23 protein-coding genes, 1 tRNA gene and 1 riboswitch are annotated in these 23,045 nt (G+C 69.1%); of the genes, 11 read left to right on the top strand and 13 right to left on the bottom strand.

The annotated features are described in order from the left end of the window. Nucleotides 1-63: 63 nt before the first annotated feature. Nucleotides 64-1,323: an adenylate/guanylate cyclase domain-containing protein gene (locus tag ACXJKQ_RS16025; protein WP_457106723.1), complete on the top strand. Its 1,260-nt coding sequence runs from the start codon at nucleotides 64-66 to the stop codon at nucleotides 1,321-1,323. 57 nt (nucleotides 1,324-1,380) lie between these two features. Here ACXJKQ_RS16025 and ACXJKQ_RS16030 read toward each other — a convergent pair whose 3' ends face one another. Both ACXJKQ_RS16030 and ACXJKQ_RS16035 read right to left on the bottom strand, forming a co-directional pair. After that, nucleotides 1,381-2,589, bottom strand: a complete 1,209-nt coding sequence (locus ACXJKQ_RS16030; RefSeq protein WP_457106724.1) for a tetratricopeptide repeat-containing glycosyltransferase — start codon at nucleotides 2,587-2,589, stop codon at nucleotides 1,381-1,383. 371 nt (nucleotides 2,590-2,960) lie between these two features. Continuing rightward, entirely contained in the window at nucleotides 2,961-3,467 is a 507-nt protein-coding gene (locus ACXJKQ_RS16035) for a retropepsin-like aspartic protease family protein (RefSeq protein WP_457106725.1), read from the bottom strand. Nucleotides 3,468-3,674: 207 nt separating this feature from the next. Next, nucleotides 3,675-3,803, top strand: a riboswitch (TPP riboswitch). Nucleotides 3,804-3,868: 65 nt separating this feature from the next. Between ACXJKQ_RS16035 and thiO the strand changes: the two genes are divergently transcribed. From thiO to ACXJKQ_RS16055, 4 genes are read left to right on the top strand one after another with little or no spacing between them, the layout of a single operon-like run. After that, nucleotides 3,869-5,092, top strand: coding sequence for a glycine oxidase ThiO (gene thiO, locus ACXJKQ_RS16040; protein WP_457106726.1), 1,224 nt, complete (start codon nucleotides 3,869-3,871; stop codon nucleotides 5,090-5,092). Next, nucleotides 5,089-5,301, top strand: a complete 213-nt coding sequence (gene thiS, locus ACXJKQ_RS16045; protein WP_457106727.1) for a sulfur carrier protein ThiS — start codon at nucleotides 5,089-5,091, stop codon at nucleotides 5,299-5,301. Before thiO ends, thiS begins: the two co-directional genes overlap by 4 nt. Nucleotides 5,302-5,303: 2 nt before the next feature. Continuing rightward, nucleotides 5,304-6,107: a thiazole synthase gene (gene thiG, locus ACXJKQ_RS16050; protein WP_457106728.1), complete on the top strand. Its 804-nt coding sequence runs from the start codon at nucleotides 5,304-5,306 to the stop codon at nucleotides 6,105-6,107. Next, entirely contained in the window at nucleotides 6,104-6,745 is a 642-nt protein-coding gene (locus ACXJKQ_RS16055) for a thiamine phosphate synthase (RefSeq protein WP_457106729.1), read from the top strand. The genes thiG and ACXJKQ_RS16055 overlap by 4 nt, the downstream gene beginning before the upstream one ends. Before the next feature lie 121 nt (nucleotides 6,746-6,866). Here the strand turns inward: ACXJKQ_RS16055 and pdeM are convergent, their stop codons facing one another. The 3 genes from pdeM to ACXJKQ_RS16070 are packed head-to-tail and all read right to left on the bottom strand — an operon-like array spanning nucleotide 6,867 to nucleotide 11,112. Further along, nucleotides 6,867-7,580 (bottom strand): ligase-associated DNA damage response endonuclease PdeM, encoded by a 714-nt coding sequence (pdeM, locus tag ACXJKQ_RS16060; protein WP_457106730.1) that lies wholly within the window; start codon nucleotides 7,578-7,580, stop codon nucleotides 6,867-6,869. Between the two features lie 41 nt (nucleotides 7,581-7,621). Continuing rightward, nucleotides 7,622-10,159 (bottom strand): ligase-associated DNA damage response DEXH box helicase, encoded by a 2,538-nt coding sequence (locus ACXJKQ_RS16065; protein WP_457106746.1) that lies wholly within the window; start codon nucleotides 10,157-10,159, stop codon nucleotides 7,622-7,624. Next, complete coding sequence (locus ACXJKQ_RS16070) at nucleotides 10,156-11,112, bottom strand: alpha/beta hydrolase (protein WP_457106731.1); 957 nt, start codon at nucleotides 11,110-11,112, stop codon at nucleotides 10,156-10,158. Before ACXJKQ_RS16070 ends, ACXJKQ_RS16065 begins: the two co-directional genes overlap by 4 nt. Before the next feature lie 274 nt (nucleotides 11,113-11,386). Between ACXJKQ_RS16070 and ACXJKQ_RS16075 the strand changes: the two genes are divergently transcribed. Together ACXJKQ_RS16075 and ACXJKQ_RS16080 are read left to right on the top strand one after the other, a co-directional pair. Beyond that, entirely contained in the window at nucleotides 11,387-11,743 is a 357-nt protein-coding gene (locus ACXJKQ_RS16075; RefSeq protein WP_457106732.1) for a DUF6460 domain-containing protein, read from the top strand. A gap of 41 nt (nucleotides 11,744-11,784) precedes the next feature. After that, nucleotides 11,785-13,149 carry an MATE family efflux transporter gene (locus ACXJKQ_RS16080; RefSeq protein WP_457106733.1) on the top strand — a complete coding sequence of 455 codons (1,365 nt, stop codon included), beginning with the start codon at nucleotides 11,785-11,787 and terminating at the stop codon, nucleotides 13,147-13,149. Between the two features lie 8 nt (nucleotides 13,150-13,157). Here the strand turns inward: ACXJKQ_RS16080 and ACXJKQ_RS16085 are convergent, their stop codons facing one another. After that, the gene (locus tag ACXJKQ_RS16085; RefSeq protein WP_457106734.1) at nucleotides 13,158-13,496 is read right to left on the bottom strand and encodes a hypothetical protein; all 339 of its coding nucleotides are present in this window, start codon (nucleotides 13,494-13,496) and stop codon (nucleotides 13,158-13,160) included. Nucleotides 13,497-13,711: 215 nt separating this feature from the next. Here ACXJKQ_RS16085 and ACXJKQ_RS16090 point away from each other — a divergent pair, with 215 nt between their 5' ends. Further along, nucleotides 13,712-14,605, top strand: a complete 894-nt coding sequence (locus ACXJKQ_RS16090; RefSeq protein WP_457106735.1) for an HpcH/HpaI aldolase/citrate lyase family protein — start codon at nucleotides 13,712-13,714, stop codon at nucleotides 14,603-14,605. Between the two features lie 232 nt (nucleotides 14,606-14,837). Here the strand turns inward: ACXJKQ_RS16090 and ACXJKQ_RS16095 are convergent, their stop codons facing one another. The 6 genes from ACXJKQ_RS16095 to map form a co-directional block, all read right to left on the bottom strand. Then, a complete protein-coding gene (locus tag ACXJKQ_RS16095) occupies nucleotides 14,838-15,587 on the bottom strand; it encodes a peptidase (RefSeq protein ID WP_457106736.1) in 750 nt (249 codons plus the stop codon). 45 nt (nucleotides 15,588-15,632) lie between these two features. Beyond that, the gene (locus tag ACXJKQ_RS16100; RefSeq protein WP_457106737.1) at nucleotides 15,633-16,460 is read right to left on the bottom strand and encodes a transglutaminase family protein; all 828 of its coding nucleotides are present in this window, start codon (nucleotides 16,458-16,460) and stop codon (nucleotides 15,633-15,635) included. Nucleotides 16,461-16,482: 22 nt separating this feature from the next. Continuing rightward, on the bottom strand, nucleotides 16,483-17,430 hold the full coding sequence (locus ACXJKQ_RS16105; protein ID WP_457106738.1) for an alpha-E domain-containing protein: 948 nt from the start codon (nucleotides 17,428-17,430) through the stop codon (nucleotides 16,483-16,485). 67 nt (nucleotides 17,431-17,497) lie between these two features. After that, nucleotides 17,498-18,937 (bottom strand): circularly permuted type 2 ATP-grasp protein, encoded by a 1,440-nt coding sequence (locus ACXJKQ_RS16110; RefSeq protein WP_457106739.1) that lies wholly within the window; start codon nucleotides 18,935-18,937, stop codon nucleotides 17,498-17,500. Nucleotides 18,938-19,033: 96 nt separating this feature from the next. After that, complete coding sequence (gene radC / locus ACXJKQ_RS16115; protein ID WP_457106747.1) at nucleotides 19,034-19,747, bottom strand: RadC family protein; 714 nt, start codon at nucleotides 19,745-19,747, stop codon at nucleotides 19,034-19,036. Nucleotides 19,748-19,786: 39 nt separating this feature from the next. Continuing rightward, nucleotides 19,787-20,614 carry a type I methionyl aminopeptidase gene (gene map / locus ACXJKQ_RS16120; RefSeq protein ID WP_457106740.1) on the bottom strand — a complete coding sequence of 276 codons (828 nt, stop codon included), beginning with the start codon at nucleotides 20,612-20,614 and terminating at the stop codon, nucleotides 19,787-19,789. A gap of 202 nt (nucleotides 20,615-20,816) precedes the next feature. On the opposite strand from map, the gene ACXJKQ_RS16125 reads away from it, so the two are divergent. From ACXJKQ_RS16125 to ACXJKQ_RS16135, 3 genes are all read left to right on the top strand, one after another. Next, nucleotides 20,817-21,074: a zinc-finger domain-containing protein gene (locus ACXJKQ_RS16125; protein ID WP_457106741.1), complete on the top strand. Its 258-nt coding sequence runs from the start codon at nucleotides 20,817-20,819 to the stop codon at nucleotides 21,072-21,074. An 88-nt stretch (nucleotides 21,075-21,162) separates the two neighbouring features. Further along, nucleotides 21,163-22,335 carry an FAD-dependent monooxygenase gene (locus ACXJKQ_RS16130; RefSeq protein WP_457106742.1) on the top strand — a complete coding sequence of 391 codons (1,173 nt, stop codon included), beginning with the start codon at nucleotides 21,163-21,165 and terminating at the stop codon, nucleotides 22,333-22,335. Between the two features lie 33 nt (nucleotides 22,336-22,368). Beyond that, nucleotides 22,369-22,455 (top strand) — tRNA-Leu (locus ACXJKQ_RS16135). 354 nt (nucleotides 22,456-22,809) lie between these two features. Here the strand turns inward: ACXJKQ_RS16135 and ACXJKQ_RS16140 are convergent. Next, a partial coding sequence (locus ACXJKQ_RS16140; RefSeq protein WP_457106743.1) for an integrase core domain-containing protein occupies nucleotides 22,810-23,045 on the bottom strand: 236 nt, incomplete at its 5' end.

Genomic DNA, 23,045 nt, shown 5'->3' on the forward strand with positions numbered 1-23,045 from the left:
AGGCCGCGGCGCCTCCCCGTCGACCGCGTTGCCACGGCGCTGCGCGGCATCCACTCTGGCGCCATGCTCGAACGCCGCCCGCCAACGCCCGGTTTGCCGACGGCCTTCGCGGACGGTTCGGAAGCCGACGACGTGCCTTTCGGCGCGTTGCAGCCCTCCGTCGGCATCCGCGACTGGCTGCTCGGCGAGGGCGCCCGGATGCCCAACGCCGAGGAGCTGCTCGCCGGGCTCGCCGAGCGCCTGATCGCCATCGGCGTCCCCGTCGACCGCGCCTCGACGGCGATCGACACCCTGCACTCGGAATATGCCGGCGTCGGCCGGATCTGGACCCGGGACGGCGGCACCACCGTGCGGCTGTTCCCGCACGGTGCCCGCTCGACGGACGCCTACCTCAACAGCCCGTTCCATACCGTCCACGAGACCGGGGAGTGGCTGATCCTCGACCTCGCGGAGACGCCGGACGACGCCTTCGCGATCGTGCCGGACCTGAAGACCAGCGGCTACACCCACTACGTGGTGGCGCCACTGTTCTTCACCAACGGCACGAAGAACGGCATCACCTTCGCCACCCGGGCGCCGGAGGGTTTCCGAGACGACGATATTGCGATCCTGCGATTCGTCATGCCGGCGCTGGCGGCGGTCATGGAGATGCGTGTCCTCAACAAGCAACTCGACCACGTCCTGCGGCTCTACGTCGGCGACGAGCCGCACCGGGCAATCCTGGCGGGCGACATCCGCCGAGGGAAGGTCACGCGGATCCGCTCGGCGATCCTGTTCGCCGACATGCGCGACTATACCCGCACCTCCGCCGACATGACCCCCGAGGAGGTGGTAGGCCTGCTCAACGTCTTCTTCGACTGCCTCGTACCGCCGATCGAGCGCGAAGGCGGCGAGGTGTTGAAGTATCTCGGCGACGGCCTGCTGGCGATTTTTCGCGAATCCGGAGACGATCTCGGCGGCGCCGCCAAGGGCGCGCTCACGGCGGCGCAGCATGCGCTGGCGGCTCTCGACGAAGCCAACGCCCTGCACCAGTTCCCCGTGCCGGTGGCCGCCGGCATCGCCCTCCATCACGGCGAGGCCGCCTATGGCAATGTCGGCTCGGGCTCCCGTCTCGACTTCACGGTGATCGGCCGGGACGTGAACCTCGCGAGCCGCATCGCACAGCTCAACCGCACCCTCGGCGAGCCGCTGCTGATGTCGAAGCCGTTCGTGGATTTTCTCTGGGGGGATCCGGTCTCGCTGGGCGAACACCGGCTCAACGGCTTCGACGAGCCCATGGCGGTGTTCCGCCCGAAATTCCTGCGTCCGCGCAAGCCGAACTGACACAGCTTCCGACCGCAGGCGGATCGTATCTTTCCGCTGCGTGCAGAGGTGCCGTGGTCATCGCCTCACGATGGCCTGGATCCGCGCCGCACCCTTCGTACGGTCCAGAAACGGCCAATCCGGGACGAACTCCGTGCTGTAGGCGGATTGCTGACAGCCCCAAACGGGGTCGATCATCCTGGCGAGCGCTTTCTTGGCCAGATCGCCGATCAAAGCGCGAACATCGTCGGGCACGCCTGTTTGATCTAGTATTTCCAAGCAATTAAACAGGCAACACCGGTACTGATTTGTATAGTATGCGTGTATGGATAATTCCTGCCGCAATCCGTAGGCGTATATCCAAGGCTCCAAGTCTATTCCTTCGGAGGGCATCTTCAGAAAAATTCCGGCCTCGGCGAAGTAATACCCAGTGACAAAATCTTTCTTGTGTCGGCAATAACGGCTCGCCCCATATCGGGCCTCGGCCCGCTCCGGCGCCAACTGAATCGCCCGATTGTAGATTTTTAAGACACTGTCTTTTGGCCTGTCAAATTGCTCCATGATAACGGCTGCGACGATCAAGCTTTTGTATATCTCTTCGTCTCCGTGGCCGAGCTCGGTTCGCTTCAGAAACAATTCCAGCGCCTCTTTGCTCTTGCCAGATTTATGATAGTAATCTGCCAAGTAGAATGTGTATCTTGCACGAAGGAATGGATTTTCTTCGGAATAAAGGGCTTTTTCCAGGACGGCGATGTCGCGCGAAACGGTATCCTTATCCCGCCGACGCGCACCGTCGTGGCCGCGCCGAATCGAGAGAGGCAGAAGCGTTCGAGTCGGCTGTCCTGGAGCGTGCAGAAACTCATGGATCACACCGACATATTCCCATTCCCACGAGTTGTTGATGAGATGCCTTCGGGTATACACGTTTTCCGTATCGATAATTGTAAAACTATATGATGCGTCGCATAGCTTCGGCAGCTCGAAATCATCGGTTATGATCAGCTCGTCGTCGGCATCGATGATGAGGGAATACGGCGCATGCGAGCGCGCCAATCTCAACGACTCCGATCGATTGTATGCGAAATCGACCCAGGGCCGCTCGAACAGCGTACCCGGCAGATCCGCCATTGCCGCGCGGATGACGTCCTGAGTGCCATCCGTCGAGCCCGTATCGACGATCACCCAATGATCGATCATAGGGCGAACAGAATCCAAGCATCGCCGAATAACGTGCGCCTCATTCTTCACAATCATCGACAAACAGATTGTCTGACCAAACTTATTCATACTCGCAAATCCCGAAGCGCACCGAATGACAAGCGCGCGTTTTTACACATCTACGGATGCAGACTTGAACGCAATATGACGCTACAGCATGTAATGCATCAATTCGAGTCTCGAAGCGACATCGATTCGCGGCGTGTCTGATCGTTAATCGAAAGCTTTAATTCCAAATATGGGTAGACAATTCTGCTGCCATCAGAATTTGATTAAACGTATTGGCTGAAATTCTGGAGAATTATTTAGCGATCGACATCGCTCCAAAGCATCTTGGCGCGATGGATGCTGCGGACGCAAAGGTGGCGACCGGCGAGTCCGTCTCAGCACGCCAATCCGGCCAGATCCGGATCGTGCCTCTCGACAGTCCCCATGGGTGCTCAGCCCCGAAGCGTCATCGTCGCGCCGCTGACACTGAAATCGCGCAGGCGCTTCAGGAACGACATCCCGAGCAGGCTCGTGGTGAGGCGCCCGCGGGGGATGATCACGGCGTCGACGTCGCGCACGGTGATCGATCCGACCTGCATCACCGCGATCCGGATCGGCGCCACGTTGACGGTCCCGTTCGCCGTGTTCCAGACCCGGTTGAAGTCTTTCGGGGCGACCCTGATCCCGATCCTGTCGGCATCCTCTTCCGAGAAAGCGCAGGAACTCGCACCGGTATCCACCATCATCGGCAGAGCCCGGCCGTCCATCAGGGCGTTCACGAAGAAATGGCCGTTGCGGCCGGCCTGCAGCGCGACGCCGACCACGCCGCTATCCCCGGCGGGCAAGGGGAGCGGAACAGCAATCGCCGGAGCCGAATCCGCACGGGTGCGCTCGCGGAGCTTCTGGAACGCCGTGGCGGACAGGAAGCCGATCGTGCAGACGACAACGAATGTGCGCACGCGTCCCGTCCCGGCCCGAGCCATCGGAGCCGGTTTGGCCGAGGATCCGTGAAGGGCTGGTACCCGACGCGCGACCTGCCGGCGTCGGCGGCCGGATTTCGTCCGGCTTGGTATCCGAGCGGTGACTGAGACCGGGGAATGTCCATCCGGCGCGGATGCCTCACCGGCGGCGGGGTTGACCAGGGCCGCGCGGACGACCAAGTCTCTTCCCGTTCCAGGGAGATCCCCGGCAAGGGGCTGAGAAACCGCTGGCTCGTCCGTCAGGACCTGCGGCGCGGAAATCCTTCGAACCTGATCCGGCTCATACCGGCGTAGGGATTGGACCGCGGCCGCCCGGACGGGCAGGTCACAGCTTCTCACCGAAGCACCCGGCCCGATCCTCGCGACGGCACTTCGCGGAGATGCCTGTGCCCCTCGACCGCCCCGCCTCACCGATCGGTCGCCGCCGCAGCCCCGACGGCTTCGCCGCACCCGCGAGCCTGCCGGGCCGGACCGACGTCGCCGTCATCGGCGGCGGGCTGATCGGGCTCTCGATCGCGTGGCGGCTCGCCCGGGCAGGCCGAGCCGTGACGGTACTGGAGCGTGCGACGATCGGGTCCGGCGCGAGCCTCGCCGCCACCGGCATGCTGGCCCCCGCGGCGGAGCACGAGCCCGGCTCCGACCCGCTTCTGCCCCTCGCCCTGGAATCGCTCCGGCTCTGGCCGGGGTTCCGCGACGCCCTCGAAGCCGAATCCGGCCGCGCGATCGATTACCGGCCCGACGGGACCCTGGTGCTTGCGGTCGGCCGCGACGAGGTGGAGCGCCTGCGTTTCCGCTTCGATCTGCAGCGCCGGTCGGGCCTCGACGTCACTTGGCTGCCGGGCAGCGAGGTCCGGCGCCTGGAACCGGGCCTGCGCCCCTCGGTCACCGCCGGGATCCACTGCCCGCTGGACCACCAGGTCGACCCGCGACTGGTCATGGACGCCCTCGCCGAGGCCTGCCGCCGGGCCGGCGTCATCCTGGCGGAGCGGACACCCGTCAGCGCCCTCGACTGGTCGGGGGATCGCGTGACCGGCGTCCGGGTCGGCGAGGACGGCGTCGCGGCGGACACCGTGGTCATCGCCTCCGGTGCCTGGAGCGGGGAGGGCGGATTGCTGCCTGAGGATCTCGCCCTGCCGGTCCGCCCGCTGAAGGGCCAGTCCCTGGCCGTGCGCACCACCGCCCGTACGGGCACCCTCGGCCGGATGATCTGGACCGAGCAGGTCCACATGGCACCGAAGGGCGACGGCCAGCTCATCGTCGGCGCCACCGTGGAGGATTGCGGCTTCCGGCCCGGCGTCAACGCGGGCGGGCTCTACGCCCTGCTGGAGGGCGCGCGCCGGGTGCTGCCCGGAATCGAGGAGATGGAAGTCGAGGCGGTCTGGAGCGGCTACCGTCCCACATCGGACGACGATGCGCCGATCCTCGATGTACTCGCCCCCGGCCTCGTTGCCGCCACCGGACACCACCGCAACGGTTACCTGCTCGCCCCCGTCACCGCCGACGCCGTCGCGGACCTCGTCCTGCGCGGCGCGCTGCCCGAGGTGGCCCGGCCCTTCACGCGGGCGCGCTTCGGACGCCCCGAGCGCCTGAGGGCCTCGGCATGAAGCTCTTCGTCAACGGGGAGCCGCGCGACTCCTCGGCCGAGACCGTGGAGTCCCTGTTCCGCCAGGAGGCGGAGGAGGGCGGCATCGAGAGCCCGCAGGGCGTCGCCATCGCGCTGAACGGCCGTGTGCTGCGTCGCCGGGATTGGGAGCAGACCCCGATCGCGGACGGCGACCGCGTCGAGATCGTCCGCGCCATGCAGGGAGGTTGAGCATGAACCCCACCGTCACGCCGCTGCACTCCGGGAGCGGGGAGGGCAGCCTGACGATCGCCGGAGTGACCCTGTCGTCCCGGTTGTTCATCGGCACCGCTGGCTATCCGACGCAGGCGATCATGCGCGACGCCGTCCAGGCGAGCGGCGCCGACGTCGTGACCGCCTCGATCCGCCGCGTCTCGCTCCAGGGTCACGGCTCCGACACGGTGACGATCCTCAAGGGCAAGCGCTTCCTGCCGAACACCGCCGGCTGCGAGACCGCCCGCGACGCGATCATGACCGCGGAGCTGGCCCGGGAGGCCCTCGACACTAACTGGATCAAGGTCGAGGTGATCGGTGACCGGGAGACGCTCTACCCGGATGTCGCCGAGCTGATCGAGGCCTGCCGCCACCTCGTGGACGACGGCTTCGTGGTCCTGCCCTACTGCAACGACGACCCGATCGTCTGCCAGCGCCTGGAAGATCTCGGCTGCGCCGCCGTGATGCCGATGGGTTCGCTGATCGGCTCCGGGATGGGGATCGCGAACCCGGCCAACCTCGAGCTGATCTGCCGCCGCGCCACGGTGCCGGTGGTGGTCGATGCCGGGATCGGCACGGCCTCGGACGCGGTGATCGCCATGGAGCTGGGCGCCTCCGCCTGCCTGATCAACACCGCCGTCGCCAAGGCCGACGATCCGGTGCGGATGGCCAGCGCCATGCGGCGCGCGGTGGAGGCCGGGCGCGACGCCTATCTGGCGGGGCGGATCCCGCGCCGCGGCCGGGCTGAACCGTCGAGCCCGCAGCTCGGCCTCGTCGGCTCGTGAGGGGACTGCCGTCACCGCTCCTGGCGGTGACGGACCGCCACGGGCATCCGCGCCCCCTCGCCGAGACCGTGCAGGCGATCCTGGCGGGTGGCGGCCGCTGGATCTGGCTCCGGGACCGCGATCTGGAGCCGGAGGCGCGCCGGCGCCTCGGGGAGGCCGTCGCCGAACGCGTGCGGGCGGCGGGCGGCGTGCTCACGGTGGGCGGGGACGTGGAACTGGCGCGCACCCTCGGCGCGGACGGCGTGCATCTCGGCGGCGGGTCGGCTCCGGCCGCGATCGCGGCGGCGCGGGCGGCCCTGGGGGCGGAGGCGCTGATCGGCGTGTCGGCCCACGCACCACACGAGGTCGCGGCTGCGGCAAAGGCCGGGGCCGACTATGTCACGCTCAGCCCGATCTTTCCGACGGCGAGCAAGCCGGGATACGGGCCGGCGCTCGGCCTAAAAGGCCTCGCTGCCCAAGCCGGCGGGCTTCCGGTGGTGGCACTGGGCGGCATCGGCCCCGACGAGGCCCCGCATTGCCGCAGGGCCGGTGCGGCGGCTTTCGCCGTCATGGGGGGCATGATGGGGGCCGCCGATCCTGCAAGCGCCACGCGGACCTTGCTGAAGGCCTGGAACGCAGCCGGTCCCGTGCCTGCGTGAGCGCCTCGCACCGTCTTCGGTCGACGGCTTCGAACGGCCGTCCGCGAGCCCGGCCCGACGCGATCCAAACGGTCGCACGGCGCCCGATCAGGTCGCGCCGCGCCGGGAGACCGGGATGCGCTCAGTCCCGGGCCAGCTGAGCCCGGCCGATGGCGAAGACACGCCCGTCGCCGAGGAGATGGGCGGTGAATCCCTTCGGGAACAGGCTTTCGATAGCCTTCTCGCGGACATTGAGACCGCCCGCATAGGCGCCGAAAGCCGGCATCACCAGGCGCGTGCCGTCGGTTACGAAGCAGCGGCGGCGCACCGCTCGGCCGCGCATCGCGACCTTGCCGCAGGGATGCAGATGGCCGGCGATCTCCCCCGGCGTCGGTTCGGGGCTCGGTTCGTGTCGCAGGACGAGGCCGCCGATCGTCAGCGCCCCGGCGTAGCGGCCGCCGACACCTTCGCTGACGGCCGCGTCATGATTCCCGGCGATCCAGATCCAGTCGCGTCCTTCCTGAAGCGCGGCCACCATGGCGCGGTCGCCCGGCTCCATGCGCTCGGGTCCGCGGGCGTCGTGGAAGGAATCGCCCAGGGCGACCACGCGGGCGGGGTCGTGGCGCACCACCGCCTCGTGCAGGCAGGCCAGGGTCTCACGGGTGTCGTAGGGCGGAAGGAACTGGCCGGTGCGCGCCGCGTAGGAGGAGCCCTTCTCCAAGTGGAGGTCGGACACGATCAGCGTGCGGTGCTCCGGCAGCCAGAGGCCGCCGCACAGGTCCAGCACCAGGGTCTCGCCCGCAAGTTGCAGGGTCGGGTGCTTGTGAGTCTTCTCGAGTCTCAGGCCGGCCGCCAAGATCGCATCCTCGGTGTCGTCGGGGGAGGGCGGATCGACGGTCAGGACAGAGCCTCTTGGAGAAGCTCCGCCTCGGCCTCCGCCAGGATCTCGTCGGCGCCCTCGCCGTAGACCCGCTCGCGCCCGATCTCGAGCATCACGGACACGGAGAGCGGCGAGACCCGGTCGAGAGACCTGTGGATGATTCGCCCCTGGATGCGCTCTAGCATCATGCCGAGGCGCCTCACGTCGAGGAGTCCGGTTGCCGCATCCTGCCGCGCGGCCCGCAGCAGCAGGTGATCGGGCTGGTGCTTGCGCAGCACGTCGTAGATCAGGTCGGTCGAGATCGTGACCTGCCGGCCGGACTTCTTCTGCCCCGGATGGTGGCGCTCGATCAGCCCGGCGATCACCGCGCATTGCCGGAAGGTACGCTTCATCATCGCCGACTCGTCGAGCCAGGCCTCCAGGTCGTCGCCCAGCATGTCGACGGCGAAGAGGTCGCCGATGAAGTCGGTATCGCGCGCAGCGCGCTCGGACAGGTCGCGGGTCGTCCAGATGGCGATGCCGTAATCGTTGGCCGCGAAGCCCAGGGGCCGCAACCCGTCGCGCTCCAGCCGGCGGGTGAGGAGCATCCCGAGGGTCTGGTGGGCGAGGCGCCCCTCGAACGGGAAGGCGGTCAGGTAATAGCGTTTGCCCCGGGGGAACGTCTCGACCAGCAGGTCGCGTTCGCCCGGCAGGACCGAGCGCCGGCGCTGCTGGTGCAGGTACTCGCCGATCTGCTTCGGCAGCCGGTCCCAGGCGAACGGGTCGGCGATGAGCGCCCGGACACGGGCCGCCAAGAAGGTCGAGAGCGGGAATTTCGCCCCGGCGTAGGACGGGATCGCCGGGTCGGTACCGGGCGGTGCGCGGGTTACGAGGCACTCGTCCTCGGCAAGACCCTCGAAGCGCAGGGTCTCGCCGGCGAACAGGAACGTGTCGCCCACCGTCAGCGTCTCGGCGAAATCGTCCTCGATCTCACCCAGCACCCGGCCGGATTTCGGCAGGACCGTCCCGGGCTTACCCCGCAGCGTCCGGCTGAGGCGCACCCGAACCCGCGCCGCCTCCACGATCGTGCCGACATTCATCCGGTAGGCCTGGGCGGTGCGGGCGTCGCGCACGCGCCAGAGGCCATCCGGCCCGCGCAGGATCTTGGCGAAGCGCTCGTAGGCGCGCAGGGCGTAGCCGCCGGTGGCGACGTAGTCGACCACCTGCTCGAAGGATTCCCAGGTGAGCCCGGCATAGGGCGCCGCCGAGACGATCTCGTCGTAGAAGTCGACCGGGTCGAAGGCGTCTGCGCAGGCCATGCCGAGCACGTGCTGGGCGAGCACGTCGAGGGCGCCCTGGCGGGCGTCGGGCGTGTCCTGCGCGGCCTGCTCGACGGCGTCGAGGGCCGCTTGGCATTCGAGCATCTCGAAGCGGTTTCCGGGGACGAGGTAGGCCTTCGACGGCTCGTCCATCCGGTGGTTGGCCCGGCCGATCCGCTGCATGATCCGGCTGGCGCCCTTCGGCGCGCCGACATTCACGACGAGGTCGACGTCACCCCAGTCGATGCCGAGGTCGAGGGTTGCGGTGCAGACGATCGCCCGCAACTGGCCGGCCGCCATGGCCGCCTCGACCCGGCGGCGCTGCTGCGCGTCGAGGGAGCCGTGATGGATGGCGATCGGCAGGGCGTCCTCGTTGAGGCGCCACAGCTCCTGGAAGGTGTACTCGGCCTGGAGGCGGGTGTTCACGAAGACCAAGGTCGTCCGGTGGTCCTTGATCAGGTCGTAGATGGCCGGCATCGAGTGCCAGGCGGTGTGGCCGGAGATCGGCAGCGCCCGGCCGAGGTCGAGCATGCGCAGGTCCGCCTTCGCGCCGCCCGCCACGGTGACGAGGTCGGCCATGGGGGAGTTGTTTTTCCCTTCCCTTGCAGAGGGGGGAGCGAGGTCCTGGTTCTGCGGCACCAGATACTTCCGCAGCTCATCCGGCTCGCGCACGGTCGCGGAGAGCCCGATCACCGCGAGCCCCGGGCTCAGCCGGTGCAGCCGCGCCAGCGCCAATGACAGAAGATCGCCGCGCTTCGAGGTGACCAGTGCGTGCAGCTCGTCGAGCACCACGCAGCGCAGCCCCGCGAAGAAATCCGCCGCCTCGCGATGGGCGATCAGCAGGGCCAGCTGCTCCGGCGTCGTGAGCAGGATGTCCGGCGGCCGGCTGATCTGGCGGGTACGCTTGTGCGCGGGGGTGTCGCCGGTGCGGGTCTCGACGCGCACCGGTAGATCCATCTCGGCGATGGGCGCGTCGAGGTTGCGGGCGATGTCGACGGCAAGCGCCTTGAGCGGCGAGACGTAGAGCGTGTGCAGACCCGTGGGCTTCAACGGCTGCGGCCCGCGCTCCGCGAGGGCGACGAGGCTCGGAAGAAATCCCGCGAGCGTCTTGCCCGCGCCGGTCGGCGCGACCAGCAGGGCCGAGCGACCGGCCCCGGCGATGCGCAGGAGATCGAGCTGGTGGGACCGGGGCGCCCAGCCGCGTGCCGCGAACCAGGCCCGGAACCGCTCCGGCAGGATCTCGGACGGATCGCTCAGGCGAGCGCCATCAGGAAGCGGTCGATCAGCTCCAGCGCCCGCTCGCTCATCGGGCTGGGGTAACGGGCGAAGACGTGGCAGCCGCCCGGGTAGATCGCCGTATGGCCGCCATTGCCCGCCGCGGCCCAGCGCGCTGACATGTACAGCGTGTCGTCGAGGAGCGGATCGGCGGTGCCGATGGTGAACAGGGCCGGGGGCAGGCCCTTGAGCTCCGCGTAGATCGGCGAAACGTCCGGCCGGCGCCGGTCGATGCCCTCGCGGACATAGCCGTCGGCGAACGCGGTGAGGTCGCGGGTGTTCACGACGAGCCGCTCCTCGCCCCAGTTCCGCACGGACGGAGTCAGGCCCAGGTCGAAGAAGCCCGCATTGAGGTTGGCGCCCCGAAACGCCCGCGGCAGGTTGTGCTTGTCGCGCAGCCGCAGCAGCACCATCACGGCGAGGTGGGCGCCGACCGATTCCCCGCCGATGGTCAGCGCGTGGACGCCGAATTCGGCCTTGCCGGGACCGGCCAGCCACACGGCGGCGGCCTCACAGTCGAGCAGTGCCGCCGGGTAGGGATGCTCCGGGGCGAGGCGGTACTCCACCGACAGGGCGACGAAGCCGCAGGTATCGGCGATGCGCTCCAGCCAGGGATCCTGCTCGTCGGCCGAGCCCCAGACCCACCCGCCGCGATGGATGTGCAGATAAGCGCCGCGGAGCTTCGTGCCGGGCTTGGGCCGCACGACGCGGAGCTTGAGCGGACCGCCGGGGCCGTCGATCGTCAGCCACTCCGCCCGGGCGCTGTGCGGCATGGCGGGGGCCGCCTTCGTGCCGAGGCGGCGGCGCTCGCGGACCTCGTCAATCGGCAGCGACCAGGGGTCGGGCAGGGCGGCATGCGCCGCGACGATCTCGGCATTGAGCCGGAGCGTCTCGGGATCGATGGTCGCCGGGTCGAACAAGGCGTGGTCGATCATCGCGCGTATGGTCCCGTCGGCACTCAGAGCCTCTCACACCTCTCCCGATCCCCGGGAGTCGTCCCTTTGGCCGAGGCGACGCCGCAACCATCCCGCGTTGCGTTCCGCCCCGTCCCCATCTTGGCGTGCGCGACGCCGCTTGCCATCTGCACGGCACGGGAGAAACCCGCCAACGCCCGATCCGCGCTCGGGTTTCGACGCGGTGTGGTGCGCCGGCCACGGTTCCGCCCCCTTCGTCGCCGATCCGAAGGCCCTGAAGCTTCACGAGGACGCAATGCTCGTCGATCACGACCGGCGCCGGCAAGGCTTTCAACAGGGCGCCCCACCGCCGAACGCCGCGTATGGGGCGGAGGATTACCGGTCGCGCCCCTCCGCGCTGCGCCGCTTCCTCGGCGGCTCGCCGGCCGGCGTCTTCCTGCGCCTCCTGTTCCTGTCTGTCCTGGTCGGCGCCTTCCTGTCGATGCTCGGCCTGACGCCGGGCCGCCTGTTCTGGCACCTGTACGATTCGGCCCGGGCGCTGATCGATGTCGGCCTCGCCTCGCTGCACGATTTCGGCGGCTGGATCGTCGCCGGCGCGATCGTGGTCGTGCCGCTCTGGCTGATCGCGCGCCTCTTCGCCGTCTCGCGCTGACGGGTCTGCCCGGCGCCGCACAACCGCGTCCAGGTCGAGGGATGATGCACGCCGTCGCCAGCTCGGGGCGCCCGACCCATCGCCGCGTCCTAGCGCTGGCGCTGCCCATGACGCTCGCCAACGTCACCACGCCGATGCTCGGCTTCGTGGGCGCGGCCGTGATCGGCCGGCTCGGGGACGCGGCGCTGCTCGGCGCGGTGGCCTTGGGCGCGGTGATCTTCGACGCGATCTTCTGGTCGTTCGGTGCCCTGCGGATGGCCACCGCCGGCCTCACCGCGCAGGCGGTCGGCGGAGGGGACGGGGCCGAAATCGACCGCATCCTCGCCCGCGCCCTTGCGGCGGGCGTGCTGATCGGCCTCGTCCTGGTCGTCCTCCAAGTGCCGCTCGCCCGGCTGGCCTTCGCCATCAGCGGGGCGAGCGAGGCCGTGACGGCCGGTCTGGCGACCTACTTCCACATCCGCATCCTGTCCGCCCCGTTCGTGCTGGCGAGCTACGGCGTCCTCGGCTCGGTCCTGGGACGGGGGCGCACCGATCTCGGCCTGCTGCTCCAAGTCGCGATCAACCTGACCAATGTCGGGCTGACGCTCACCCTGGTCCTGGGCTTCGGCTTCGGGCTTGCCGGCGCGGCGCTGGCGACGCTCGGCGCGGAGGCCTTCGGCCTCTGCCTCGGTCTGATCGCCCTGGCGCGTCTCGGCTCGCGGCCGTTCCGGGTTCCGCTGCGCGACCTCCGCGACGCCGCGGCGCTCCGCAAGACGCTCCGCGTCAACCTCGACGTGATCCTGCGCACCCTCGCGCTGATCACCGGCCTCGTCCTGTTCTCGGCTTTGGGCGCCCGGCAGGGCGACGTGGTCCTGGCTGCCAACGCGGTCCTGTGGAATCTCTTCCTGATCGGCGGCTTCTTCCTCGACGGCTTCGCCACCGCGGCCGAGACCCTGTGCGGGCAGGCGGTGGGCGCCCGCGACGCGGATGCGTTCGAGGCGGCCGCTTCCTTGAGCCTGCGCTGGTGCCTGGGCTTCGGGCTTGCGGTCAGCCTGCTCGCGCTGGCGGGCGGTCCCGCCTTCATCGATGCCGTGACGACGAACGGAGCGGTGCGCGAGGTCGCGCGGTCGTACCTGCTCCTCGCGGCCCTCGCGCCCTTCGCAGCCGCCGCACCCTTCGCGTATGACGGGATCTATATCGGCGCGACCTGGACCCGGGCGATGCGCAACCTGATGGGGTGCGCCCTCGCTGCATACGGCGCGATCCTCGTCCTCGTGCACACCCTCGGCCTCGGCAATGCCGGGTTGTGGCTGGCCTTCGTGGCCTTCCTCGGCGCCCGGGGCCTGGGCCAGGCGATCGCCTACCCGGCGCTGGCCCGCCGGACCTTCCTGACGATGCCGTCGCCCGCGCTCAGACCGGCTGCGTGAGCACGGATCTAGTGCGGGTCCTTCCAGGTCGTAGTGGTGGCGGCCGGCCTGGGGCGGGCGACGGTACCCGTGGAGCGCGGCAGGACCGCCTCGGCCCGGCGCGGATACGCCCGGCGGCTCGCATAGCCGTAGCGGCGGCCCCGGCGCACATGACGGCGGCCGCGCTCGGACGAGTTGCCGACGAAGCCGCCGACCACGGCGCCGGCGACGGCCCCGATCGGGCCGCCCACCAGCGCCCCGGCGACGGCGCCGGAGCCGACGCCGAGGGTCGTCCGGCTCTGCGCCCGGGCCACTTCGGGAGCCGACAACGTCCCGAGCAAGGCGAGAACGACCAAGACTTTGCGCATCGTAGAGCTTCCGGCCTTCGTGGACTGGTTTCAGGCAGCCTTTAACCGGCGGAACGTGACCAAACCGCGGCCTGGAACTGCGAAGACCGGCGCCGGTGTCAAACCGCGCAGGGACTCACGCCGCTCACCCTTTGGGGTGTGGCGCGGCCGGCTTCGTGCTTTAGGGTGCAGTGCAACGACGGGAGGCCGCGCGACGGCCCAGGAGGGAGAAGCCGATGGCCACGACGACCGATCTGCGCCTGCGCCGGAGCGTGCTCTACATGCCCGGCTCGAACCAGCGGGCGCTCGACAAGGCCAAGACCCTGCCGGTGGACAGCATCATCCTCGACCTGGAAGACGCCGTCGGCCCGGAGGAGAAGGAGATCGCCCGCCAGCAGGTCTGCGCCGCCGTGAAGAGCGGCGACTATGGCAGCCGCGAGCTGGTGATCCGCGTTAATGCCCCTCAGACGCCCTGGGGCGAGGCGGATCTCCACGCCGCCATCGAGGCCAAGCCCGATGCGATCCTGATGCCGAAGGTGTCGTCGCCGGCGGTTCTCGAAAGCATCGCGGACCGCCTCGAATCCCTCGATGCGCCGGACGGCATCGCGATCTGGGCGATGATCGAGACCCCGGCCTCGATCCTCAACATCCAGGAGATCGCCCGGGCCAAGCGCGACCCGCGCAACCGTCTGACCTGCCTCGTGCTCGGCACCAACGACCTCGCAAAGGACACCTGGGCCAAGATCGTGCCCGGGCGCGTGCCGATGCTGCCCTGGATGATGATGGCGCTGGCCGCCGCCCGTGCCGAGGGTCTGGCGATCCTCGATGGCGTCTACAACGACATCGCCGACACCGAGGGCTGCCGCGACGAGTGCCGGCAGGCCCGCGACCTCGGGTTCGACGGCAAGACGTTGATCCACCCCACGCAGCTGGAACCGGCCAACACCTCCTTCGCCCCCACCGAGGAGGAGGTGCGCCGGGCCAAGCTGGTGATCGAGGCGTTCGAGCGGCCGGAATATGCGAAGCGCGGCGCGATCAAACTGGAGGGCCGCCTCTACGAGCGGCAGCATCTCGGCGTGAACCGCAGGGCGGTGACCTGGGCCGAGGCGATCAAGGCGAAGGGGTTCTGAGCGCCTCTCCGACCCCCTCGCCGGCCCCTCAGCCGGGCGGGCGTCTCGGCGAGCGGAGCGGAGGCGGGAAGGCCGCGCGCGGATCATCACCGCCGGCCCGCGCCCCCCCGGGGTCGCGGTGCTGCCCGCCTGAGGACCTGCGCATCGAACCAGCGACCCAACGCGGGAGCATCGGGAACGCAGCGTCGGCGACCGCAAAGTCCTCCGGGAATCGCGCCCGTCCCCGCCCGACCTACGAGGTGGCGGGTCCGTAAGGCGGCCGCGGGATCGCCCGGTGCGCGGCCCGCAAGGCTGCCGACCAGCGCTCGCGCAGGTCGTGGAAATAACCCTCGCCGGCCTCGATCCGGTGATTCACTTCGAGGCTGAGGGCATTCCGGCGGGCGACCGCGATGTCGATCGGCAGGCCGACGCCCAGGTTCGACCGCATGGTCGAATCCATCGAGACCAGGCTGACCTTCAGGGCGTCGTACAGGTCGGTGGTGTACCTCACCGCCCGGTCGAGGATCGGCTTGCCGTATTTGTGCTCGCCGATCTGGAGGAACGGCGCGTCGGTGCTGCACTCGATGAAGTTGCCCGCCGAGTAGATCAGGTACAGCCGCATCTCGCCGTTGCCGATCTGGCCGCCGAACAGGAGGGAGATCGAGAACCGGATATTGGCCGCCTCGAACCCGTTCTGCTCGATCGCGCGCACGTGCCGGATGGCGCGGCCGATGAGCTGCGCCGCCTGGAACATGGTCGGGGCCTCGACGAGCTTCTGCGGCGGCTCGTCCTCCTCGCCGGGCACGCCCTCCTGAAGCAGGCTCAGGACCGACTGGGTGATCGACAGGTTGCCGGCGGAGGCCAGCATCATCACCCGCTCGCCCGGCACGTTGAAATGGTGCAGCTTGCGGTAGGTCGAAATGTCGTCCAGCCCCGCATTGGTGCGGGTGTCGGCGACCATCACGAGTCCCTCCTCGACAAGGACACCGACGCAGTAGGTCATCGTCTTCGCGCTCTCGTGCGGTCCGGCGGACCGGAGTCGGGACAGTCAGGATTGAGTGGCGGCCCTGCCTTGCTCGACGCGAAGCTTCACGTCCAGTGTTTCGGTGCCACCGCCGGTGCGGCTGCCGCGGATCGGCGCCGCCCCGAGGTAATCGAGGCCGGTGGCGACGCGGATGACATTGTCGGTCGGGCTCGCGTCGAAGCACGGGTCGAACGCCACCCAGCCGAGGTCCGGCACCAGCGCCTCGACCCAGCCGTGGGGCGCCTCGACGTCCGCCTGTCCGTCGTCGCGGGCGCGGTAACCGGCGACGTAGCGGGCCGGGATGCCGATATGCCGGGCGGCGGCGATGAAGACGTGGGCGAGATCCTGACAGACACCGCTCCCGGTCGCGAAGGCCTTGGCGGCCGGAACGGCGATGGAGGCCGGACCGGCCTCGTAGGCGACCGCGCCGTTCACGGCGCCGAGCAGGCGGTGGAGCAGGGGGAGCGTCGCGCTGTCGCCCGCCGTCGCCACGCGCTCGGCGAAGGCATGAAGCTCCGGACTCGCGGCGCACAGATCCGTCTCGCGCAGGTAGAATTCGTCCGGCAGGCGTTCGATCGTGCCGCGCACGACGCCCTGCGTGTCGTCGGTGTCCACCTCGCCGGTGACCCGGATGGTGAGGGCGTCGGACGGCTCGTCCGGCGTGAACCAGTGGACGATGTTGCCGAACCCGTCCTCGCGGGCGGTGAGCCGTCCGTCCACGGTGGTGTCGATCCGCCAGGTCCGGACGTATTGCCCGTCATGGTCCCGGGGCGTCAGCCGCAGGACCTGCACGAGCCCGCGGGCCGGCTGCTCGTAGGTGTAGATGGTCTCGTGGACCACGCGGATGCGCATGCGCCGTCCTGTCCGTCTTTCGTCAGCCGACGAGATACTGCTTGGCGATCGCCTCGCCGACGTTGTTGTTCTCGGCGATGAACGCTTCGACGAACTCGTGCAACCCCGAAGCGAAGACGCGGTCGATATCCTCACCCTCCAGCTTCGCCAGCATGTTCCCGGCGAGCCGCTGGCTGGGACCGCGGCGCCCGTAGGCATCGGCGATGAGGTCGAGATACTCGACGATCACGCCATAGCAGTTCGCGAAGGAGCGCGGCATCTGTTTGTTGAGCATCAGCAGATCCGCCACCAGCAGCGGCTTGACGCTCTCGCGGTACACCCAGTGATAGGCGTTGAACGCCGAGACTTCGCGCAGGATCGTGGTCCACTGGAAATAGTCGAGGCTGCCGCCCACCGTCTCGTCGTGCGGCAGCAGGATCTGGTACTTCACGTCGAGGATGCGGGCGGTGTTGTCGGCCCGCTCGATCGCGGTGCCGAGTCGCGTGAACCAGAAGGCGTCGTTGCGCAGCATCGTCCGGAAGGCCGAGCCGTCGAAGGTCAGCGAGACGGTCTTCACCCAATCGAGGAAGCGGCCGAACTCGTCGCGGTTCAGATCCTTGCCGGCGTAGTTGCGCAGCTCCAGCCACGCGCCGTTGATCGCGTCCCACATCTCGGTTGTGAGCGCCGTGCGCACCGAGCGGGCGTTCTCCCGGGCGGCTTCGATACAGGAGCGGATCGAGGACGGGTTGTGCGGGCTGAAGGCCAGGAAGTCGCAGACCGTGTCGGCGTTCACCGCGCTGTAGTGATTCTTGAACGCGTCCGGGTCGCCGGCCGAGGCGAGGGCCGAGTCCCACTCGTTGCTCTCGCCGCCGCCGTAGCTCGACGGCAGCGACGCGAAGCGATGCGCCGCATCGAGGATGCGGGCGACGAAGTCGGCACGCTCGACGTAGCGCGAGAGCCAGAAGAGATTGTCGGCAGTCCTGGAGAGCATCTGTCTTCAGCCAAGTCGTGCGGATCTCACAATCCGCGCCGCGGATCGCCCGGAAATCGCGTGGATCTCAGGCGTCGAGCACCCAGGTGTCCTTCGTACCACCGCCCTGGCTGGAATTGACCACCAGGGAGCCTTCCTTCAGCGCAACCCGGGTCAGCCCGCCCGGCACGATGCGGATCTGATCGGCACCGCAGAGCACGAACGGCCGCAGGTCGACATGGCGCGGGGCGACGCCGGAGGCCACGAAGGTCGGGCAGGTGGAGAGCGACAGGGTCGGCTGCGCGATGAAGCCGTCCGGGGCGTGCTTGAGCTTCCGGGCGAAGTCGTCGAGTTCGCGCTTGCTGGCATGCGGCCCGACCAGCATGCCGTAGCCACCCGAGCCGTTGACCTCCTTCACCACCAGGTCCGACAGATTATCCATCACGTAGGCGAAGGCATCCTTCTCGCGGCAGCGATAGGTCGGCACGTTGTGCAGGATCGGCTCCTCGCCGGTGAAGAACTTCACGATCTCCGGCATGTAGCTGTAGACCGCCTTGTCGTCCGAGATGCCGGTTCCGACCGCGTTGGCCAGTGTCACCGACCCGCGCTCGTAAGCGTTCATCAGCCCCGGCACGCCGAGGACCGAGTCCGGCCGGAACACCAGCGGGTCGAGGAAGTCGTCGTCGAGGCGGCGGTAGATCACGTCGACGCGGCGCGGCCCCTCGGTGGTGCGCATGTACACCACGTCGTCCTTGGTGAAGAGGTCGCCCGCCTCCACAAGCTCGACGCCGAGCTTGTCGGCCAGGAACGAGTGCTCGTAGAAGGCCGAATTGTAGCGGCCGGGGGTGAGCAGCACCACCGTGGGATCCCGGGTCGCCGAGACCGGGGCCAGGCTCCGCAGGGTCGCGAGCAGCGCGTCGGGGTAGTTCTCCACGGGCGCGACCCGATGCTTGGAGAACAGGTCCGGGAACAGCCGGAGCATCACCTCCCGGTTCTCCAGCATGTAGGAGACCCCGGACGGGATGCGGGCGTTGTCCTCCAGCACGAAGAAGTCGTTCTCGCCGGTCCGGACGATGTCGATGCCGGCGATGTGCACGTAGAGGTCGTGCGGCACGCGGAAGGACCGCATCTCCATGCGGTAATGGGCGTTGCGGTAGACGAGGTCGGCCGGGATGATGCCGGCCTTGATGCATTCCTGCGCGCCGTAGATGTCCTTCAGGAACAGGTTGATGGCGGTGACCCGCTGTTTCAGCCCGCGTTCCAGGGAGGCCCATTCCGGCTTGGTGATCACCCGGGGGATGATGTCGAACGGGATCAGCCGCTCGGTCGACTCGTTGTCGCCGTAGACCGCGAAGGTGATGCCGATCCGCCGGAACAGCAGCTCGGCCTGGCTGCGGCGGGTGTTGAAGTGCTCGGGCGGCGTCGATTCGAGCCACGCCTTGAGCTGCCCGTAAGCGTCGCGGACGGCGGCCGGATCGGCGGCACCGGGGCCGAACCCGTTCATCTCGTCGAAGGCCGTCACCGCCATCTCGCTCCTCCCGTACGCTCCCGCTCTTGAGGCAAGAGGCGCGCCATCCGTTCATGGCTATATCCGCGCTCGATAACGCTCAAGGCGGCGAGAGGATCAGATCAGTTTCAGGCCTTTCAGGCTGGCGTGACCGTTGCGCCCGAGGATCACGTGGTCGTGGACCACGATCTTCAGCGGCGCCAGCACGGCCACGATCTCGCGGGTCATCGCCACGTCGGCCGCCGAGGGCGACGGGTCGCCGGAGGGGTGGTTGTGCGCCAGGATGATGGCGGTCGCCGAGAGTTCCAGGGCTCGGCGGGCGACCTCCCGGGGATAGACCGGGGTGTGGTCGACGGTGCCGCGCCCCTGCACCTCGTCGGCGATGAGATGGTTGCGCTTGTCGAGGAACAGGACGCGGAATTCCTCGCGCGGAGCGAACGCCATCGTGGCGCGCAGATACTCGTGCAGCGCACTCCAAGACGCCAGCAGAGCCCGCTCGCGGATCGCGCCCCGGGCGAGGCGCCGGGACGCCGCCTCGATCACCTTGAGGTCCGATGCGACGCCTGCGCTCACACCGTCCACCTCCATGAGGCGCGCCGGCTCGGCGCTCACGACCTCGGCGAAGCTGCCGAACCGCGCGACCAGCGCCTTGGCGAGGGGCTTCACGTCGCGCCGGGGGATCGCTCGGAAGAGAACCAGTTCCAGCAACTCGTAATCGGGCAATGCGTCGCCGCCCGCCGCAGAGAACTTCTCCCGCAGGCGGTCGCGGTGGCCGTGGTAGTGCGGCGGCTCCTTGTCGACGGCGGACGGGAGGGCGCCGTCGGCGAACAGCCCGGCCTCGCCGTCGTCCGACCCCGGCGTCACGGCCGGTCAGGCCGCCGGGTTGACGGGCTGGTGCAGCCCCTTCGGCGAGATCGTGAAGACCTCGACGCCGGTCTCGGTGACGCCGACGGTGTGTTCGAACTGGGCGGACAGGGAGCGATCGCGGGTGACGGCGGTCCAGCCGTCGCCCAGCACCTTCACGGACGGGCGGCCGAGATTGATCATCGGCTCGATCGTGAAGAACTGACCGGGCTTGAACGGGACGTCGTAGCTCGCCTCGACGTAATGCAGGATGGTCGGCGCGTCGTGATAGGTGCGGCCGAGTCCGTGTCCGCAGAAGTCGCGCACCACCGAGCAGCGCTCACTCTCGGCATAGGACTGGATCGCTCGGCCGATATCGTTTGTCGAGCCGCCGGGCTTCACCGCCGCGACGCCACGCATCAGCGCCTCGTAGGTGATCTCGCACAGGCGCTGCGCCTTGCGCGGCACCTCGCCGACATAGGCCATGCGGCTCGAATCACCGTGCCAGCCATCGAGGATCAGGCAGATGTCGAGGTTGACGATGTCGCCCTCGCGCAGGGGTTTGTCGTTGGGAATGCCGTGGCAGACCACGTGGTTGATCGAGGTACAGATCGACTTCGGATAGCCGCGGTAGAGCAGCGAGGCCGGGTAGGCCCCGTGGTCCATGGCGAAGGTGTAGGCGAGCTTGTCGAGTTCCTCGGTGGTGACGCCGGGCTGGGTCGCCTCCATCAGCAGGTCGAGGGCCTCGGCGGTGAGCCGCCCCGCCCGGCGCATGCCTTCGAAACCCTCGGGACCGTGGATCGGCGGTTCCGGGGCGCGGCGCGCACCCTGCGCACTGGCCTGTTCCTGCTGCATGGTCGGGACTTTTTTCGCGGCGTCATCAATCGGGCGTGCCTCCTATGTACGGTGCGCGGTGCGGGAGGCCAAGCCGCGTCGGGCGCAGGCTGGGCAAGGCTTGCGCCGGCTGCGGGGCTGGCGGCATAAGCGGCCGCGAGGCGCCCGGGAAGCGCGCGGGCAGATTCGCCGCGCGATCGATCGCGGGGCAGGTGAGGGCCGGATGGCAGGCAAGGCGGTACCGCACTTCCACAACGAGCCGGGTGTGCCGGTGATCACCGTGGGCGTGAAGGAATTCATGTGCATCGGCGCTCTGCCGCCGTTCGACCACCCGCACGTGTTCCTCGACATGGGCGCCGACAACGAGATCATCTGCCAGTACTGCTCGACGCTCTACCGCTACCGCGCCGGCCTGAAGGCCGACGAGGCGGATCCGCAGGCCTGCGTGTGGCACGACAACGCCAAGCTCGCGGCGGAGTAGGTCCGCACCGGCAGTGCCCTCGGACCTTCGACCTCCGCCGATCGGGCAGCCTTTGCAAATCGGGCAGCCTTTGCGAATCGGGCAGCCTTTGCGAATCGGGATCGTCGGGGCCGGGATCGGCGGCCTGACGGCGGCGTTGGCGCTGTCGGATGCCGGCCATTCCGTTACGGTGATCGAACGCCGGACCGGCTTCAGCGAGGTCGGGGCCGGGATCCAGATCTCGCCCAATGCCAGCCGGGTGCTGGCCGCCCTCGGACTCTCGGCCGCCCTGCGCCGGGCCGCGAGCGAGCCGCCCTCCGTGGAGGTGCGCGCCCTCGACAGCGGACGCCGCATCGGCGGTGTGGCGCTGGGCGCGCAGGCCCAGGCGCAATTCGGCGCCCCCTACTACGTCATCCACCGCGCCGACCTGCAGACCCTGCTGCTCGACGCGTTGCGCAGCCGCTCGGCGATACGCCTGATGATGGGCCGCACCGTCTCGGCGTTCGCCGAGACACCGGCCGAATCGGTCCTCACCGTGGAGGGTTCGAGCGGATCCCAGGACCACGCCTTCGACCTCGCTATCGGGGCGGACGGGTTGCACTCGCGCCTGCGCGCCCACCTCGATACGGCGCCGCTGCGCCCGGGTCAGGCCGCGGCGTGGCGGGCGCTGATCCCCATGGAGGCGGCGCCCGAGGCGTTGCGCGGCGGCGCCACCGGGCTTTGGCTCGGTCGCGGCCGGCACGTGGTGCATTACCCGGTGCGGGACGGCCAGTTCCTGAACGTCGTGGCCGTGGTGCCGGAAGCGGTGGGTGACGAGGACTGGGGCCGCCTCGGAGAGCCGGCCGTCCTGCGCGGGCACTTGCGCGGCTGCGCCGCGCCGCTGCGCGACCTTCTCAGCCTGCCGGATTCCTGGCTTGTCTGGTCGCTCGCCGACCGGGCCGTGGCGCGCCCGCTCGCCCGTGGTCGGGTCGCGCTGATCGGAGACGCGGCCCATCCGGTCCTGCCTTACCTGGCGCAGGGAGCGGCCTTGGCGATCGAGGACGCCGCCGTCCTGACGCGCGCCCTCTCGGACCATGCGGACGTTCCCGGGGCGCTCGCCGCGTTCTCGGGCGCGCGGGCGGCCCGGGTTCGGCGCGTCCAGAAGGCGGCGCGGAGCAACGGTCGGACCTATCATGCCGGCGGCGTGGTGGCGCTCCTGCGCAACGCCGTGATGGGCCGCCTCGGGCCGGTCGGCATGCGCGACCGCTACGCCTGGCTCTACGGCTGGACGCCCCCCGCTTGATCGCGCCCGCGCCCCCCGCTACCGAGGGCGCATGCGGACGTGGCGGAACCGGTAGACGCACGAGACTTAAAATCTTGCGGCCGCAAGGCCGTGCGGGTTCGAGTCCCGCCGTCCGCACCATCCACCTCCGATTTCCGATCCGAAGCAGCCTCAAGAGGGGGTAACACGCCGCGTCCTACCGCGCCGTTTCTGAAGCGATCATCTGCATCGCTCAGGGCATCAACGCGAGCGACCGATCTTTCGGGATCCCATCGCGCGCCCGAACGGAAAGTCCGTGAAGCGGAGCGGCATAGTGATTGCCGAGTGACGCTACGGCGGGACGAGGCGACAGCTCACCGGCCRCAGGGGCTGATGCCCTCTTCACGAGATCTAGCGAGGAGTTGACCCCGTTTGTGGTTCACGACCAATGCAAGGTCTCGGGCTGCGTGACGGTCCGCCGGATCTTGGCCCGGCCGAAGGGTACGCCTCCGGGCGTCATTTGGCGCCCTGCTCGGCGGCCGCCGCGGCAAATTCCTGAGGCGTCAACCACCCCAGGGCTGTGTGAGGACGGCTCTCGTTGTACGGGCGCCGCCACGCCTCGATCCTGCTCCAAGCATCGGCCGACGACAAGATCCAGTTCGCGTTCAGGCACACGTCACGCAGTCGGCCATTGAACGACGCGACCAGCGGGTTGTTGGTCGGCTTGCTTGCAGAGGTGGAAGACCCTCTTG

Source organism: Methylobacterium sp. P5_C11 (genome assembly GCF_054049775.1).

What these genes read in the sequence shown, in the direction of transcription:
- ACXJKQ_RS16070 (WP_457106731.1), bottom strand. Translation starts at nt 11,112, where the DNA reads ATGATCGACCACGCCTTGTTCGACCCGGCGACCATCGATCCCGAGACG.
- ACXJKQ_RS16105 (WP_457106738.1), bottom strand. Translation starts at nt 17,430, where the DNA reads ATGCTCTCCAGGACTGCCGACAATCTCTTCTGGCTCTCGCGCTACGTC.
- map (WP_457106740.1), bottom strand. Translation starts at nt 20,614, where the DNA reads ATGCAGCAGGAACAGGCCAGTGCGCAGGGTGCGCGCCGCGCCCCGGAA.
- ACXJKQ_RS16095 (WP_457106736.1), bottom strand. Translation starts at nt 15,587, where the DNA reads ATGACCTACTGCGTCGGTGTCCTTGTCGAGGAGGGACTCGTGATGGTC.
- ACXJKQ_RS16090 (WP_457106735.1), top strand. Translation starts at nt 13,712, where the DNA reads ATGGCCACGACGACCGATCTGCGCCTGCGCCGGAGCGTGCTCTACATG.
- thiG (WP_457106728.1), top strand. Translation starts at nt 5,304, where the DNA reads ATGAACCCCACCGTCACGCCGCTGCACTCCGGGAGCGGGGAGGGCAGC.
- ACXJKQ_RS16100 (WP_457106737.1), bottom strand. Translation starts at nt 16,460, where the DNA reads ATGCGCATCCGCGTGGTCCACGAGACCATCTACACCTACGAGCAGCCG.
- thiS (WP_457106727.1), top strand. Translation starts at nt 5,089, where the DNA reads ATGAAGCTCTTCGTCAACGGGGAGCCGCGCGACTCCTCGGCCGAGACC.
- ACXJKQ_RS16030 (WP_457106724.1), bottom strand. Translation starts at nt 2,589, where the DNA reads ATGAATAAGTTTGGTCAGACAATCTGTTTGTCGATGATTGTGAAGAAT.
- thiO (WP_457106726.1), top strand. Translation starts at nt 3,869, where the DNA reads ATGCCTGTGCCCCTCGACCGCCCCGCCTCACCGATCGGTCGCCGCCGC.
- ACXJKQ_RS16025 (WP_457106723.1), top strand. Translation starts at nt 64, where the DNA reads ATGCTCGAACGCCGCCCGCCAACGCCCGGTTTGCCGACGGCCTTCGCG.
- ACXJKQ_RS16110 (WP_457106739.1), bottom strand. Translation starts at nt 18,937, where the DNA reads ATGGCGGTGACGGCCTTCGACGAGATGAACGGGTTCGGCCCCGGTGCC.
- ACXJKQ_RS16080 (WP_457106733.1), top strand. Translation starts at nt 11,785, where the DNA reads ATGATGCACGCCGTCGCCAGCTCGGGGCGCCCGACCCATCGCCGCGTC.
- ACXJKQ_RS16125 (WP_457106741.1), top strand. Translation starts at nt 20,817, where the DNA reads ATGGCAGGCAAGGCGGTACCGCACTTCCACAACGAGCCGGGTGTGCCG.
- ACXJKQ_RS16075 (WP_457106732.1), top strand. Translation starts at nt 11,387, where the DNA reads ATGCTCGTCGATCACGACCGGCGCCGGCAAGGCTTTCAACAGGGCGCC.
- ACXJKQ_RS16085 (WP_457106734.1), bottom strand. Translation starts at nt 13,496, where the DNA reads ATGCGCAAAGTCTTGGTCGTTCTCGCCTTGCTCGGGACGTTGTCGGCT.